The following is a 14,913-nucleotide window of genomic DNA, read 5'->3' on the forward strand; positions in this document are numbered from 1 at the left end:
GCGAAGGAGCCAGACCATGGGCGTCGCCGCCCCCCTGCCCGTCACCGACCGCTTCATGGAGGTCCTGGCGCGGCTCAGCGAGCGGTCCGTCGAGGACTACTACAACCCGTACCAGACCTTCCAGTGGCCCGAGACCCTGGAGGAGAACCGTTTCTGGATGACGCCGGAGCTGCTCACCGTCTTCGGCACCGAGCACTACGACCGCCTCGGTGAGGAAACGCTTCAGCGCCTCTCGAAGTGGGAGTCGGTCAACTTCTACAGCCTCAACGTGCACGGCATCCGCGAACTCCTCATCGAGGTCGTCGGCCGCATCCACATGCCCGGCTTCGAGGTGCCGTCCGACTTCTTCCACCACTTCATCGGCGAGGAGAACGAACACATGTGGTTCTTCTCCGAGTTCTGCCGCCGCTACGGCCACAAGATCTACGGCTCCACCGCCATGCGCGCCGACGCCGCCTGGGAACCCGAGATCGAGAACTTCCTCGTCTTCACCCGCATCCTCTTCTTCGAGGAGCTGGTCGACCACTACAACTCCCGGATGGCGAAGGACACCTCCCTCTGCCACACCATCCGCGAGGTCAACCGCATCCACCACCAGGACGAGTCCCGGCACATCGCCTTCGGCCGCGAACTGGTCTCCCTGCTGTACCAGCGCATGTGCCAGGCCGTGAGCGCCGAACGCGTCCGCGAGGTGGAGGCGTACCTCAAGCGGTACGTCGTCTACAGCGTCAACTCCCTCTACAACCCGCACGTGTACAAGGACGCCGGCATCGCCGACCCGCTCGGCCTGCGCAACGCGCTCATCGCCGACCCGGCCCGCCGCGCCCACGAGCGCAAGGCGATCCGCAAGCCGCTCGCCTTCTTCCTGAAGACCGGGATCTTCTCCGACGACGTCCTGCCCGTCCTCTGAGACCGTCCCGGCGCCCTCACCCGTGAGCCCTCACCGAGAGGTGCACCGACCATGACCGTCACCACCCCCGAGACCGTCGGGGCGACCAGGGGCCTGCCCTCCCTGGGACCGGAGGGGACCCGCCTGCTGCGGCTCCTCGACGACACCTTCGAGGGCTGGGGACTGAGCGCGGGCGCCCGCCCGATGACCATGCCCCCGCTGCTGCCCGCCGCCGACCTCGCCCGGCTCGACTACTACGACAACTTCCCCCACCAGGCCGTCCTCGCCGCCCCGCTCGACCTGGACCGGCGCCTGACCACCCCCTTCGACGAGGCCCGCGGCCAGTGGCCCGCCGCCTCCCTCGAACCGGCCGGCCTCGGCCTGCCGTCCGCCTCCTGCTACGCCGTCTACCTCGACCACCAGGGCCGGCAGGTCGCCGACGACACCCTCGTCACCATCTGCTCCTGGTGCTTCCGCAAGGAGACCCACTACGAGGGCATGCGGCGCCAGCTCGGCTTCCGCATGCGGGAGGTCGTCGCCCTCGGCACCCGCGAGCACGCCGAGGACCACCTCGCCGCCTTCACCGCCCGCATCGAGTCCTTCGCCGCCGCCGTCGGCCTCACCCTCCGCAAGGAGGCCGCCTGCGACCCCTTCTTCGACAAGGGCGGCTCCAAGGCCCTGCTCCAGCGGCTCACCCCGGTCAAGCACGAGTTCCTGTACGAGGACCTGGCCATCGCCTCGGTCAACACCCACCGGAACTTCTTCGGCGACCGCTGCGCCATCACCCTCGGCTCCGGCGGCCCCGCCTTCACCAGCTGCGTGGCCTTCGGCCTCGAACGCTGGCTCTCCGCCCTGACCCGCCGCCACGGCGGCTGGGAAGCGGCCACCCGGGCCGTCCTGGACGCGGCCGGGCCGGTGACCTGACGTGCCGGCCCGTCCCGTCGCCCCGCCGGCGGGCGGCCTGGGCTGGGCGAACCTCGGCATGGACATCGTGTCCGTCAACCGTGTCCGCCGGCTCCTCGCGCAGTACGGGGAGCGCTTCTTCGAGCGGATGCTCACCCCCGGCGAACTCGCCGACTGCCGCACCTCCGACGGGCTCGACGTGCTGAGCCTGTGCGGCCGGATCGCGGCCAAGGAAGCGGCCTTCAAGACCTTACGGGTCCGGGGCAGGTTCCTGCCCTGGCCGGACATCGTGGTGCGGCGCTCCGACGGCGGCTGGCCGCTCGTCGAACTGCGCGGCGCCGCCGCCGACATGGCGGCCGACTCCGGCATCACCGAGATCACCGTGTCCATCAGCCACGACGTGGACTACGCGGTGGCGGTCGCCGCCCCGATCATCGCCCCCACCCCATCCAGTCACACGAGTTGAGGAGAACCACCATGGCCGACGGCCTGCAGCAGGTGAAGAACTGGATCCTGGAGCGCCACCCGGAGCGCCAGGACATCGCCCCCGACCTCGACCTCATCGAGAACCGGCTCATCGACTCCCTCTCCTTCGTCGAGTTCGTCTTCCTCCTGGAGCAGGAGAGCGGCGTCTCCATCCAGATGGAGACCCTGGAGGTCGACGCCATCCGCACCCTCGGCGCCATCGAGCGGCACTTCTTCGCCACGTCCGGGGCGGAGGTGGCGCAGGCATGAGCGGGCGCCTCTTCACCTCGGAGTCCGTCACCGAGGGACACCCCGACAAGATCGCCGACCGGATCAGCGACACCATCCTCGACGCGCTCCTCGCGCAGGACCCGCAGTCCCGGGTCGCCGTCGAGACCCTGATCACCACCGGCCAGGTCCACATCGCCGGCGAGGTCACCACCAGCGCCTACGCGCCGATAGCCCAGCTCGTCCGGGACGCCATCCTGGACATCGGCTACGACTCCTCCGCGAAGGGCTTCGACGGCGCCTCCTGCGGCGTCTCGGTCTCCATCGGCGCCCAGTCCCCGGACATCGCCCAGGGCGTCGACACCGCCTACGAGTCCCGGGTCGAGGGCACCGAGGACGCGCTCGCCGCGCAGGGCGCCGGCGACCAGGGCCTGATGTTCGGCTACGCCTGCGACGACACCGCCGAGCTGATGCCGCTGCCCATCGCGCTCGCCCACCGGCTCGCCCGCCGGCTCACCGAGGTCCGCAAGGACGGCACCGTGCCCTACCTGCGCCCGGACGGCAAGACGCAGGTCACCATCGAGTACGACGGCGACCGCCCGGTCCGCCTCGACACGGTCGTCGTCTCCTCGCAGCACGCGGCCGACATCTCCGTCGAGGGCCTGCTCGCCCCCGACGTCCGCGAGCACGTCGTCGAGCACGTCCTCAAGGAGCTCGTCGAGGAGGGCGTCACCCTGGAGTCCGACGGCTACCGGCTGCTTGTCAACCCGACCGGGCGCTTCGAGGTCGGCGGCCCGATGGGCGACGCGGGCCTCACCGGCCGCAAGATCATCATCGACACGTACGGCGGCATGGCCCGCCACGGCGGCGGCGCCTTCTCCGGCAAGGACCCCTCCAAGGTCGACCGCTCGGCCGCCTACGCCATGCGCTGGGTCGCCAAGAACGTCGTCGCCGCCGGTCTCGCCCGCCGCTGCGAGGTGCAGGTCGCGTACGCCATCGGCAAGGCCGAGCCGGTCGGCCTCTTCGTCGAGACCTTCGGCACCGAGACCGTGCCCGTCGCCCGCATCCAGGACGCCGTCCGCGAGGTCTTCGACCTCCGCCCGGCCGCGATCATCCGCGACCTCGACCTCAAGCGGCCGGTGTACGCGGCGACCGCCGCCTACGGACACTTCGGCCGCGAGCTGCCGGACTTCACCTGGGAGCGCACCGACCGTGCCGACGCCCTCGCGAAGGCCGCCCGCCGGGACGAAGGGGCCTGACCATGCGGATCGCTGTCACGGGTTCCATCGCGACCGACCATCTGATGACCTTCCCCGGCCGGTTCGCCGAGCAGCTGCTGGCCGGCCGGCTGGACCGGGTGTCCCTGTCGTTCCTCGCCGACGACCTGGAGGTCCGGCGCGGCGGAGTGGCAGCGAACATCGCCTTCGGACTCGGCGTGCTCGGCCTGCGCCCCCTCCTCGTGGGCGCGGTCGGCGCCGACTTCGAGCCGTACCGGATCCGGCTCAAGGACCACGGCGTGGACACCGACTCCGTCCGGGTCAGCGGCACCCTCCACACCGCCCGGTTCGTCTGTACCACCGACCGGGACCAGAACCAGATCGCCACCTTCTACACCGGGGCGATGGCCGAGGCGCGCGAGATCGACCTCCGCGAGACCGTCGCGCGCGCCGGCCGCCTGGACCTCGTCCTGGTCTCCCCGGACGACCCCGGGGCCATGCTCCGGCACACCCGCACCTGCCGCGAGCTGGGCATCCCCTTCGCCGCCGACCCCTCGCAGCAGCTCGCGCGGCTCGACGGCGGCGAGGTGCGCGCGCTGGTGGAGGGTGCCCGCCACCTCTTCACCAACGAGTACGAGACCGCCCTCCTGCTGGAGAAGACCGGCTGGACCCACGCCCAGGTGCTGTCCCGGGTCGGCCGCTGGGTCACCACCCACGGCGACGCCGGCGTCCGGATCCGCGCCGAGGGGGAGCGGCCGCTCGCGGTGCCCGCCGTCCCGGTGCGCGACGTCGCCGACCCGACGGGCGTCGGCGACGCCTTCCGGGCCGGCTTCCTCGCCGGGACCCTGTGGGGCGTGCCCGAGAAGTGCGCCGCGCAGCTCGGCTGCGCCGTCGCCGCGACCGTCCTCGGCTCCGTCGGCACCCAGGAGTACGTCCTGGACCGGGAGTCGCTGGTCGCCCGGGTCCGGGAGACCTACGGGGCGGGCTGCACGGCCACCCTCCTCGCCCACCTGAGGGCCCTGACGTGAACGGGGCCGACACGAACGGGGCCGACATGCGCCACGCCAGGCGGCCGCTGCGGGAGGAGTTCGCGCGCCGGGTCGTGGTGGCCGACGGAGCCATGGGCACCATGCTCCAGGCCGCCGACCCGACGCTGGACGACTTCACCGGCCTCGAAGGCTGCAACGAGATCCTCAACCTGACCCGACCCGACATCGTCGCCTCCGTCCACGACGCCTACTTCTCCGTCGGCGTGGACTGCGTGGAGACCAACACCTTCGGCGCCAACCTCGCCGCCCTGGCCGAGTACGGCATCGAGCACCGCGTGTACGAGCTCTCCGAGGCGGGCGCCCGGATCGCCCGCGCCGCCGCCGACGCCCACACCGCCGCCGACGGCCGGCCCCGCTGGGTCCTCGGCTCCATCGGCCCCGGCACCAAGCTGCCGACCCTCGGCCACATCTCGTACGGACCCCTGCGCGACGCCTTCCAGCAGAACGCCGAGGGCCTGCTCCGGGGCGGCGCCGACGCCCTCCTCATCGAGACCTCGCAGGACCTGCTCCAGACGAAGGCGGCCGTCATCGGCGCCCGCCGCGCCCTGGACCTGGCCGGCCTCGACCTCCCGGTGATCGTCCAGGTCACCGTGGAGACCACCGGCACGATGCTGCTCGGTTCGGAGATCGGCGCGGCCCTGACGGCGCTGGAGCCGCTGGGCATCGACATGATCGGCCTGAACTGCGCCACCGGCCCGGCCGAGATGGCCGAGCACCTGCGCCACCTGTCCCGGCACGCCCGCGTCCCGCTCTCCGTCATGCCCAACGCGGGCCTGCCCGTCCTCACCTCCGACGGCGCCCACTACCCGCTGGGCCCGGAGGAACTGGCCGACGCCCAGGAGGAGTTCGTCCGGGGCTACGGCCCCGCGCTGGTCGGCGGCTGCTGCGGTACGACCCCGGAGCACCTGCGGGCGATCGTGGAGCGGGTGCGGGGCGCGGCGGTCCTGGACCGCCGCCCCGAGCACGAGCCCGGCGCCTCCTCGCTCTACTCCCACGTCCCCTTCCGGCAGGACACGTCGTACCTGGCGATCGGGGAGCGGACGAACGCGAACGGTTCGAAGAAGTTCCGCGAGGCCATGCTGGAGGGCCGGTGGGACGACTGTGTGGAGATGGCGCGGGACCAGATCCGCGAGGGCGCGCACATGCTGGACCTGTGCGTGGACTACGTGGGCCGTGACGGGGTCGCGGACATGGAGGAGCTGGCGGGGCGGTTCGCGACCGCCTCGACGCTGCCGATCGTGCTGGACTCCACCGAGGTGCCCGTCCTGCGGGCCGGCCTGGAGAAGCTCGGCGGGCGCGCCGTCCTGAACTCGGTGAACTATGAGGACGGCGACGGCCCCGAGTCGCGCTTCGCCAAGGTGGCGGGGCTCGCGCGGGAGCACGGCGCCGCGCTGATGGCCCTCACGATCGACGAGGAGGGCCAGGCCCGTACCGCCGAGAAGAAGGTCGAGATCGCCGAGCGGATCATCGACGACCTCACCGGCAACTGGGGGATCCGCGCGTCGGACATCCTCATCGACACGCTGACCTTCACGATCTGCACCGGTCAGGAGGAGTCCCGCAAGGACGGCGTCGCCACCATCGAGGCGATCCGCGAGCTGAAGCGCCGCCGCCCCGAGGTGCAGACGACGCTCGGCCTGTCCAACATCTCCTTCGGCCTCAACCCGGCCGCCCGGCTCGTCCTCAACTCGGTCTTCCTCGACGAGTGCGTGAAGGCCGGACTGGACTCCGCGATCGTCCACGCCTCCAAGATCCTGCCCATCGCCCGGCTCGAACCCGAGCAGGTCGAGGTGGCCCTCGACCTCATCCACGACCGGCGGCGCGAGGGCTACGACCCGCTCCAGCGGCTCCTGGAACTCTTCGAGGGCGCCACCGCCCAGTCCCTCAAGGCCGGCAAGGCCGAGGAGCTGGCGGCGCTGCCCCTGGAGGAGCGGCTCAAGCGGCGGATCATCGACGGCGAGAAGAACGGCCTGGAGACGGACCTCGACACCGCCCTCCGGGACCGGCCGGCCCTGGAGATCGTCAACGAGGTCCTGCTCGACGGGATGAAGACGGTCGGTGAGCTGTTCGGTTCGGGTCAGATGCAGCTGCCGTTCGTGCTCCAGTCGGCCGAGGTGATGAAGACCGCGGTGGCGCACCTGGAGCCGCACATGGAGAAGTCGGACGCGGACGGCAAGGGCACGATCGTGCTCGCGACCGTCCGCGGCGACGTGCACGACATCGGCAAGAACCTGGTGGACATCATCCTGTCCAACAACGGCTACAACGTGGTGAACATCGGCATCAAGCAGCCGGTCTCCGCGATCCTGGAGGCGGCCGAGGAGCACCGGGCCGACGTCATCGGCATGTCGGGCCTGCTGGTGAAGTCCACGGTGATCATGAAGGAGAACCTGGAGGAGCTCAACCAGCGCGAGCTGGCCGCGAAGTACCCGGTCATCCTCGGCGGCGCCGCCCTGACCCGGGCCTACGTCGAACAGGACCTCCACGNGGGAGTGAAGCGCGGCGTCCCCGGGGCCGTACTGCCCCCGCTGAAGCAGCGGCGGGTGCCCAAGGCCGCCGCCGTCCCCCTCCGGGCGGCCGAGCCCGAGCCCGGCGGCCGCTCCGACACCGCCACCGACAACCCCGTCCCCGAGCCGCCCTTCCTCGGCACGAAGGTCGTCACGGGCATCCCGCTCAAGGACTACGCCCCCTGGCTCGACGAGACCGCCCTCTTCAAGGGGCAGTGGGGGCTCAAGGACTCCGGGACGATCGAGACGGAGGGCCGGCCCCGGCTGCGCGCCCTCCTGGAACGGGTCGAGCGCGAGGCCCTGGTGGAGGCGGCCGTCGTCTACGGCTGGTTCCCCTGCGTGGCCAAGGGCGACGACCTGATCGTCCTGGACGAGGACGGAGGCGAGCGGACCCGCTTCTCCTTCCCCCGCCAACAGCGGGGCCGCCGCCTCTGCCTCGCCGACTACCACCGCGCCGAGGACTCCGGCGAGGTCGACGCGATCGCCCTCCAGCTCGTCACCGTCGGCCCCCGCGTCGGGGAGGAGACCGCCCGCCTCTTCGCCGCCGACGCCTACCGCGACTACCTCGAACTCCATGGCCTGTCCGTCCAGTTGGCCGAAGCGCTCGCCGAGCACTGGCACGCCCGGGTGCGCGCCGAGTGGGGCATCGGCGGCGCCGACCCCGACGGTCTGGCGGGCATGCTCCGCACCGAGTACCAGGGCTGCCGCTACTCGCTGGGCTACCCCGCCTGCCCCGACCTGGAGGACCGCGCCAAGATCGCGGAGCTGCTGCGGCCCGAGCGGATCGGGGTCAGCCTCTCCGAGGAGTTCCAGCTCCATCCGGAGCAGTCCACGGACGCCTTCGTCGTCCACCACCCGGAGGCGAGCTACTTCAACGCCGGAGGCCGCAGATGACCCCCACGTACTCCTTCGAGTTCTTCCCGCCGAAGACGGACCGGGGTGAGGCCGCCCTGTGGGACGCGATCCGGCGGGTGGAGGCCCTGGGGCCCGACTTCGTCTCCGTCACGTACGGGGCGGGCGGCTCCTCCCGGGACCGGACCATCGAGGTCACCCAGCGGATCGTCACCGAGACCACCCTGCGGCCCGTCGCCCACCTCACCGCCGTCGGCCACTCGGTCGCCGAGCTGCGGGCGATCATCGGGGCGTACGCCGACGCGGGCGTCCGGGACGTGCTGGTGCTGCGCGGCGACCCGCCCGGCGACCCGCGCGGCCCGTGGACCGCGCACCCGGACGGCTTCCGGTACGCCTACGAACTCGTCGAACTCGTCCGCTCGCTGGGCGACTTCCGCATCGGCGTCGCCGCCTTCCCCGAGGGCCACCCCCGGTCGGCCGGGCCGGAGAGCGACCTCGCGCACTTCGTCGCCAAGTGCCGGGCGGGCGCCGACTACGCCATCACGCAGATGTTCTTCGACCCCGAGGACTACCTGCGGCTGCGGGACCGGGTCGCCGCCGCCGGCTGCGACACCCCGATCATCCCGGAGATCATGCCCGCCACCGACGTCCGCCAGATCCGCCGCTTCGCCGAACTGTCGGACGCGGCCTTCCCCGAGGACCTGGCGCACCGCCTGGAGGCCGCGAAGGACGATCCGGCGCTCGCGCACCGGATCGGCGTCGAGCACGCGACCGGCATGGGCCTGCGGCTCCTCGACGAGGGCGCGCCCGGCCTGCACTACATCACGCTCAACAAGTCGACGGCCGCCCTCGAAATCCACCGAACCATCCTCAGCGCAAGGAGAGTTGTCGCACATGTCTGAGTTCACCGATTTCAAGGTCGCGGACCTCTCGCTCGCGGACTTCGGCCGCAAGGAGATCACCCTCGCCGAGCACGAGATGCCCGGTCTGATGTCGATCCGCCGCGAGTACGCCGCGACCCGGCCGCTGGCCGGTGCCCGGATCACCGGCTCGCTGCACATGACCGTGCAGACCGCCGTCCTCATCGAGACGCTGGTCGCCCTCGGCGCCGAGGTCCGCTGGGTGTCCTGCAACATCTACTCGACGCAGGACCACGCCGCCGCCGCGATCGCCGCCGCCGGCATCCCGGTCTTCGCCTGGAAGGGCGAGACCCTGGAGGAGTACTGGTGGTGCACCGAGCGGGCGCTCGCCTGGCCGGGGGGCGACGGCCCGAACATGATCCTGGACGACGGCGGCGACGCCACCCTCCTCGTCCACAAGGGCGTCGAGTACCAGAAGACCGGGGCCCTGCCGGAGGCGGAGAACGAGGAACTGGCCGTCGTCCGCGCCCTGCTGGAGAACAGCCCGCTCGACTGGTCGGCGCTGGCGGCCGGCATCCGGGGCGTCACCGAGGAGACCACCACCGGCGTCCACCGCCTGTACGAGATGCACCGCGAGGGCGCGCTCCTCTTCCCGGCGATCAACGTGAACGACGCCGTGACGAAGTCGAAGTTCGACAACAAGTACGGCTGCCGCCACTCGCTGATCGACGGCATCAACCGCGCCACCGACGTCCTCATCGGCGGCAAGACGGCGGTGGTGTTCGGCTACGGCGACGTCGGCAAGGGCTGCGCCGAGTCCCTCCGTGGCCAGGGCGCCCGGGTGATCGTCACCGAGATCGACCCCATCTGCGCCCTCCAGGCGGCGATGGACGGCTACCAGGTGACGACCCTGGAGGAGGTCGTGGAGACGGCGGACATCTTCATCACCACGACGGGCAACAAGGACATCATCATGGCCTCGGACATGGCCCGGATGAAGCACCAGGCGATCGTGGGCAACATCGGCCACTTCGACAACGAGATCGACATGGCGGGTCTGGCGAAGATCCCGGGCATCGTGAAGGACGAGGTCAAGCCGCAGGTCCACACCTGGACCTTCGAGGACGGCAAGGTCCTGATCGTCCTGTCCGAGGGCCGGCTGCTGAACCTGGGCAACGCCACCGGTCACCCGTCCTTCGTGATGTCGAACTCCTTCGCCGACCAGACGCTGGCCCAGATCGAGCTCTTCACCAAGCCGGAGGAGTACCCGACGGACGTCTACACGCTGCCCAAGCACCTGGACGAGAAGGTCGCCCGGCTCCACCTCGACGCGCTCGGCGTGAGGCTCACGACCCTCCGCACCGACCAGGCCGCCTACATCGGCGTCCCCGTCGACGGCCCGTACAAGCCCGACCACTACCGCTACTGATGTGTACCGACTGCCTGCCGGCCGTCCGTGACCCCTGGCTGCCGCACCGGCTCCTCACCACCGAGCGCGACCTGCTGATGCCGCTGCTGCGCCGCACGCCCGAGGCGGCGTACGAGCAGCGCACCGCCTGTCCGGGCTGGACGGCCCGGCAGGTCCTCGCGCACTGCGGGGCGGCCCTGGTCCGGATCGTCGAGGACCGGCTCGAAGAGGGCGTCTTCCTCCCCGAGGCCAACGCCCGCGACGTGGCCGAACGCGAGGACTGGCCGCTCGGCCGGATCCTCGACGAGCTGGAGCGCGGCCTCAGCGAGGCGGGCCCGGTGATCGCCGGGCACGAGGACGGCCGCCTCGACGCGGTCGCCCTCGGCGAGTGGGTGCACGCCGGGGACGTACGGGAGGCGTTCGGCGAGCCGGGCGCGTACTGCGGCGAGGCCCTCTGCCTCGCCCTCCCGCTGCTCTCCGTCACCAGCCGCCGCCGGGAGACGCCCCGGCTGGTCTGCCGGCTCGACGACCACACGGGGGAGGTGGCCCTCGGGAACGAGATCGAGGGCCGCCCGCCCGCCGTCTTCGCGGGCGACGCCGCCACCCTCATCCGCATCTACGCGGGCCGCCCCCTGGTCCGCACCCGCTACGCCCTCACGGGCGCGACGGAGCAGGAACTCCTCATCTACCGCTGACACCGGGGGCCCGGCACCGGGACGCGCCCGCCCCGCCCGCCCCGGCCGCCGCAGGAAGGACCCCGCATGTCCACACTGGACCAGCTCCTCCGCCACCAGGCGGCCGTCCGCCCGCACGCCACGGCGGTCGTCGCGGCGGAGGGCGCGCTCACCTTCGCGGAGCTGTACGGGCGGGCCGCCGCGCTCGCCGCCGGGCTGCGCGCCCTCGGGGCCGCGCCCGACGCGCGGATCGGCGTCCACGTCGAGCCGGGGCTCGACCTGGTGGTGGGCGTGTGGGCGGTGGTGCTCTCCGGCGCCGCCTACCTGCCGCTCTCGCCGGAGTACCCGGAGGAGCGGATACGGGCCATGGTCGAGGACGGCGGCGCGGCCGTCGTCCTCACCCAGCCGGGGCTGCGCGACCGGCTGGCGGGCCTGGTGCCGCCGGGCACCCGGACCGTCACCCCCGCCGAACTGACCGGCCCGGCGGGCCCGGCGGAGAAGCGCGACGCGCCCGCCGCGGGGGCGGAGGACCTCGCGTACGTCATCTACACCTCGGGCTCGACCGGCCGCCCCAAGGGCGTGATGATCGAACACCGGTCGATCGTCGCGCAGATGGAGTGGATGGCCCGCGCGCACGGGCTGGGGCCGGGCGAGACCGTCGTGCAGAAGACGCCGATGAGCTTCGACGCCGCCCAGTGGGAGATCCTCGCCCCGGCGGTCGGCGCCCGGGTGGCGGCCGGCCCGCCGGGGGTGCACCGCGACCCGGAGGCCCTGATCGACACGGTGGTGCGGTACGGGGCGACCCTGCTCCAGGGGGTGCCGACGCTGCTCCAGGCGCTGGTGGACACCGAGCGGCTGCCGTCCTGCACGAGCCTGCGGCGGGTGTACTCGGGCGGCGAGGTGCTGTCGCGGAACCTGGCGGCGGCGCTCCTCGCGGAGCTGCCGGGCGCGGAGCTGGTGAACCTGTACGGCCCCACGGAGTGCACCATCAACGCCTCCTCGCACACCGTGGACCGGGCCGCGGCGGCGGCCGGTCCGGCGGCGGTGCCGATCGGGCGCCCGGCCGGGGACACGGTCTTCCGCATCCTGGACGGCGAACTGTGCCTGGGCGGGACGCAGGTGGCGCGGGGCTACCTGGGCCGCCCCGACCTCACGCGGGAACGTTTCATCACCACGGCGGACGGCGAACGCCTCTACCGCACCGGCGACCTCGCCGCCTGGAACGACGACGGCACCGTCCAGTTCCTGGGCCGCGCCGACAACCAGGTCAAACTGCGCGGCTACCGCGTCGAGCTCGACGAGATCGCCCTCGCCGTCGAGGACCACGACTGGGTCCGCTCCGCCGCCGTCCTCGTCCGCGACGAGCCCCGCACCGGCTTCCAGAACCTGGTGGCCTGCGTCGAGCTCTCCCCGAAGGAGGCCGCCCTGATGGACCAGGGCCGGCACGGCGCCCACCACCGCTCCAAGGAGTCCCGGCTCCAGGTCCGCGCCCAGCTCTCCCACGCCGGCACCGTCCCCGACCGCGAACTCGCCGGACGGCCCTCGCTCGCCCTGCCCGGCGGCACCCCCGACGAGGCCACCCGCCGGGCCGTCTTCGCCCGCAAGACCTACCGCTTCTACGACGGCCCCGGCCCCGTCACCCCCGACGCCCTGCTCGCCGTCCTCACCCGCCGCCCCGAAGGCGTCGGCTCCCGCTCGGTGGCCAGCCTCACCGCCGCCGACCTGGGCGAGATCCTGCGCTGGACCGGCCGCTTCGAGAGCGAGGAGCGGCTGCTGCCCAAGTACGCCTACGCCTCCCCGGGCGCCCTGTACGCCACCCGGCTGCACGTCACGGCGCGCGGCATCGCGGGCGTCGACCCGGGCACGTACTACTACCACCCGCTCCGCCACCGGCTCTACCTGCGCGAACGGCTCGACCCGGCCGGCGGGCCCCTCCTGCGGATCGACCTCGAAGGCCGCCCCGAGGTCATCGAGACCGTCTACCGCAGCAACGTCCGGGAGGTCCTGGAGATCGAGGCCGGCCACCTGGTGGGCCTCCTGGAGGAGATCCTGCCCGCCCGCGGCCTCGACCTCCGCTCCCGCGGCGAGGGCCGGGGCTGGGAGATCGTCCCGTACGACCCCGACGGCCGGCACGGCCCCGAGGCCGACCTCTACGTCCAGCCGCAGGGCGCCGGGATCGAGGGCCTGGCCCCCGGCCAGCACCTCCTGGCCGACGGCCGCCTCGTGCCCGTCTCCCCCGGCCTGGTCGAGAAGAAGCACGTCATCGCCATCAACCAGGCGGTGTACGAGCGCGCCCGCTTCGGGATCACCGCCGTCAGCCGCACCCCCGAGACCTGGCGCGCCTACATCGACCTCGGCCGGATCCTCCAGCGCCTCCAGCTCGCCGGCGACGGCCTCGGCTACATGTCCTCCGGCTACAGCTCCCGCAGCGGCGAACCGCTGCCCGCCGCCCGCCGGATCGACGACCTCCTCACCGCCGCCGGACGCCCCACCGGCCCCTCGTACTTCTTCGTCGGCGGCCCCGTCAGCGAGGAGCAGCGGCTCGGCGAGGGCATGTACGAGGACACCGTCCACATGAAGGGCCCCGCCGAGCTGATCCGCGACGACCTGGCCCGGCGGCTGCCCGACTACATGGTGCCCAACCGGGTCGTCGTCCTCGACCGCCTCCCCCTCACCGCCAACGGCAAGGTCGACACCAAGGCCCTCGGCGAACTGGCCCTCGTCCACTCCGGACTCCACGGCCGCCCGCACGTCCCGCCCCGCACCCCCACCGAGACCCGGCTCGCCGCGATCTGGGCCAAGGCCCTCGGCTACGAGGAGGAGTCCGCCGTCTCCGTCGAGGACGACTTCTTCGAGTCCGGCGGCAACTCCCTCATCGCCGTCACCCTCATCGGCCGCGTCAACCGGGAGTTCGGCGCCTCGCTGCCGCTCCAGATCCTCTTCGACGCCCCCACCGTCGCCCGGCTCGCCCACCGCCTCGACCGGGCCGCCACCGCCCCCGCCTCCCGGCTCGTCCGGCTCCACGCCGCCGGCTCCCAGGCCCCCGTCTTCTGCTGGCCCGGCCTCGGCGGCTACACCATGAACCTGCGGCACCTCGCCGAGGAGATCGGCATCGACCGGCCCTTCTACGGCATCCAGGCGCACGGCATCAACCGGGGCGAGGAACCCCACCCGACGATCCGGGAGATGGCGGCGGCCGACGTCGCCATGATCCGCCGCCGCCAGCCCACCGGCCCGTACACCCTGTGGGGGTACTCCTTCGGCGCCCGCGTCGCCTTCGAGTCCGCGCACCTGCTCGAAGCGGCCGGCGAACAGGTCGAGCACCTCTTCCTCATCGCACCCGGCTCCCCGAAGGTCCGGGCGGACGGGACGGCCGGGGCGGGCGGCTCTGGCGGTTCCGGTGGGTCTGCCGACTCCGGCGGTTCCGGTGGGGTGGCCGGGGTGAGCGGGACGAGTGTGGCCTCGTACGACGATCCGGCCTTCGTGACGATCCTGCACTCCGTCTTCTCCGGCACCCTGGAGACCGGCCTGCCCACCGGCGACCGGGACGCCTTCCTCGCCCACGTCGCCGGCCGCTTCCCCGCCCTCGACCCCGAACTGATCGCCCGGATCACCGCCATCGTCGAGGAGACCTTCGACTTCACCTACACCTTCAAGGAATTGAGGGACCGTCAGGTGTCGTGCCCGGTCACCGTCTTCAAGGCGCGCGGCGACGACTACTCCTTCCTGGAGTCCACCGGCGGCTGGTCCGTCCGCCCACCCACCGTCGTCGACCTCGCCGCCGACCACTACAGCCTGCTGCGCCAGCCCGACCTGAGGGAACTCGTCAAGAAGATCCGCTACCGCCTCGGCCAGTGACCC

General features: G+C 72.4%; 11 protein-coding genes. All 11 read left to right on the forward strand.

What is annotated here, in order from left to right; translation table 11 throughout:
• Positions 1 to 16 precede the first annotated feature (16 nt).
• The 11 genes from IE219_RS00810 (at position 17) to IE219_RS00860 (ending at position 14,910) form a co-directional block, all read left to right on the forward strand.
• A complete protein-coding gene (locus IE219_RS00810; RefSeq protein WP_189974365.1) occupies positions 17 to 910 on the forward strand; it encodes a diiron oxygenase in 894 nt (297 codons plus the stop codon).
• A gap of 51 nt (positions 911 to 961) precedes the next feature.
• A complete protein-coding gene (locus tag IE219_RS00815) occupies positions 962 to 1,813 on the forward strand; it encodes a class-II aminoacyl-tRNA synthetase family protein (RefSeq protein WP_189974367.1) in 852 nt (283 codons plus the stop codon).
• Position 1,814: 1 nt separating this feature from the next.
• Positions 1,815 to 2,258: a holo-ACP synthase gene (gene acpS / locus IE219_RS00820; protein ID WP_189974369.1), complete on the forward strand. Its 444-nt coding sequence runs from the start codon at positions 1,815 to 1,817 to the stop codon at positions 2,256 to 2,258.
• Positions 2,259 to 2,269: 11 nt separating this feature from the next.
• Positions 2,270 to 2,527, forward strand: coding sequence for an acyl carrier protein (locus tag IE219_RS00825; RefSeq protein ID WP_189974371.1), 258 nt, complete (start codon positions 2,270 to 2,272; stop codon positions 2,525 to 2,527).
• Entirely contained in the window at positions 2,524 to 3,744 is a 1,221-nt protein-coding gene (metK, locus tag IE219_RS00830) for a methionine adenosyltransferase (RefSeq protein ID WP_189974373.1), read from the forward strand. Before IE219_RS00825 ends, metK begins: the two co-directional genes overlap by 4 nt.
• A gap of 2 nt (positions 3,745 to 3,746) precedes the next feature.
• Positions 3,747 to 4,730: a carbohydrate kinase family protein gene (locus IE219_RS00835; RefSeq protein ID WP_189974375.1), complete on the forward strand. Its 984-nt coding sequence runs from the start codon at positions 3,747 to 3,749 to the stop codon at positions 4,728 to 4,730.
• Positions 4,731 to 4,756: 26 nt separating this feature from the next.
• Positions 4,757 to 8,152: a methionine synthase gene (gene metH / locus IE219_RS00840; RefSeq protein ID WP_189974378.1), complete on the forward strand. Its 3,396-nt coding sequence runs from the start codon at positions 4,757 to 4,759 to the stop codon at positions 8,150 to 8,152.
• On the forward strand, positions 8,149 to 9,012 hold the full coding sequence (metF, locus tag IE219_RS00845) for a methylenetetrahydrofolate reductase [NAD(P)H] (protein ID WP_189974380.1): 864 nt from the start codon (positions 8,149 to 8,151) through the stop codon (positions 9,010 to 9,012). Before metH ends, metF begins: the two co-directional genes overlap by 4 nt.
• The gene (gene ahcY / locus IE219_RS00850) at positions 9,005 to 10,399 is read left to right on the forward strand and encodes an adenosylhomocysteinase (RefSeq protein ID WP_189974382.1); all 1,395 of its coding nucleotides are present in this window, start codon (positions 9,005 to 9,007) and stop codon (positions 10,397 to 10,399) included. Before metF ends, ahcY begins: the two co-directional genes overlap by 8 nt.
• Complete coding sequence (locus IE219_RS00855) at positions 10,399 to 11,073, forward strand: maleylpyruvate isomerase family mycothiol-dependent enzyme (RefSeq protein ID WP_189974384.1); 675 nt, start codon at positions 10,399 to 10,401, stop codon at positions 11,071 to 11,073. Before ahcY ends, IE219_RS00855 begins: the two co-directional genes overlap by 1 nt.
• A gap of 66 nt (positions 11,074 to 11,139) precedes the next feature.
• Positions 11,140 to 14,910, forward strand: a complete 3,771-nt coding sequence (locus IE219_RS00860; RefSeq protein ID WP_189974387.1) for a non-ribosomal peptide synthetase family protein — start codon at positions 11,140 to 11,142, stop codon at positions 14,908 to 14,910.
• Positions 14,911 to 14,913 lie beyond the last annotated feature (3 nt).

It is taken from the genome of Streptomyces termitum, from assembly GCF_014650175.1.
In the GTDB taxonomy this organism is placed as follows: domain Bacteria; phylum Actinomycetota; class Actinomycetes; order Streptomycetales; family Streptomycetaceae; genus Streptomyces; species Streptomyces termitum.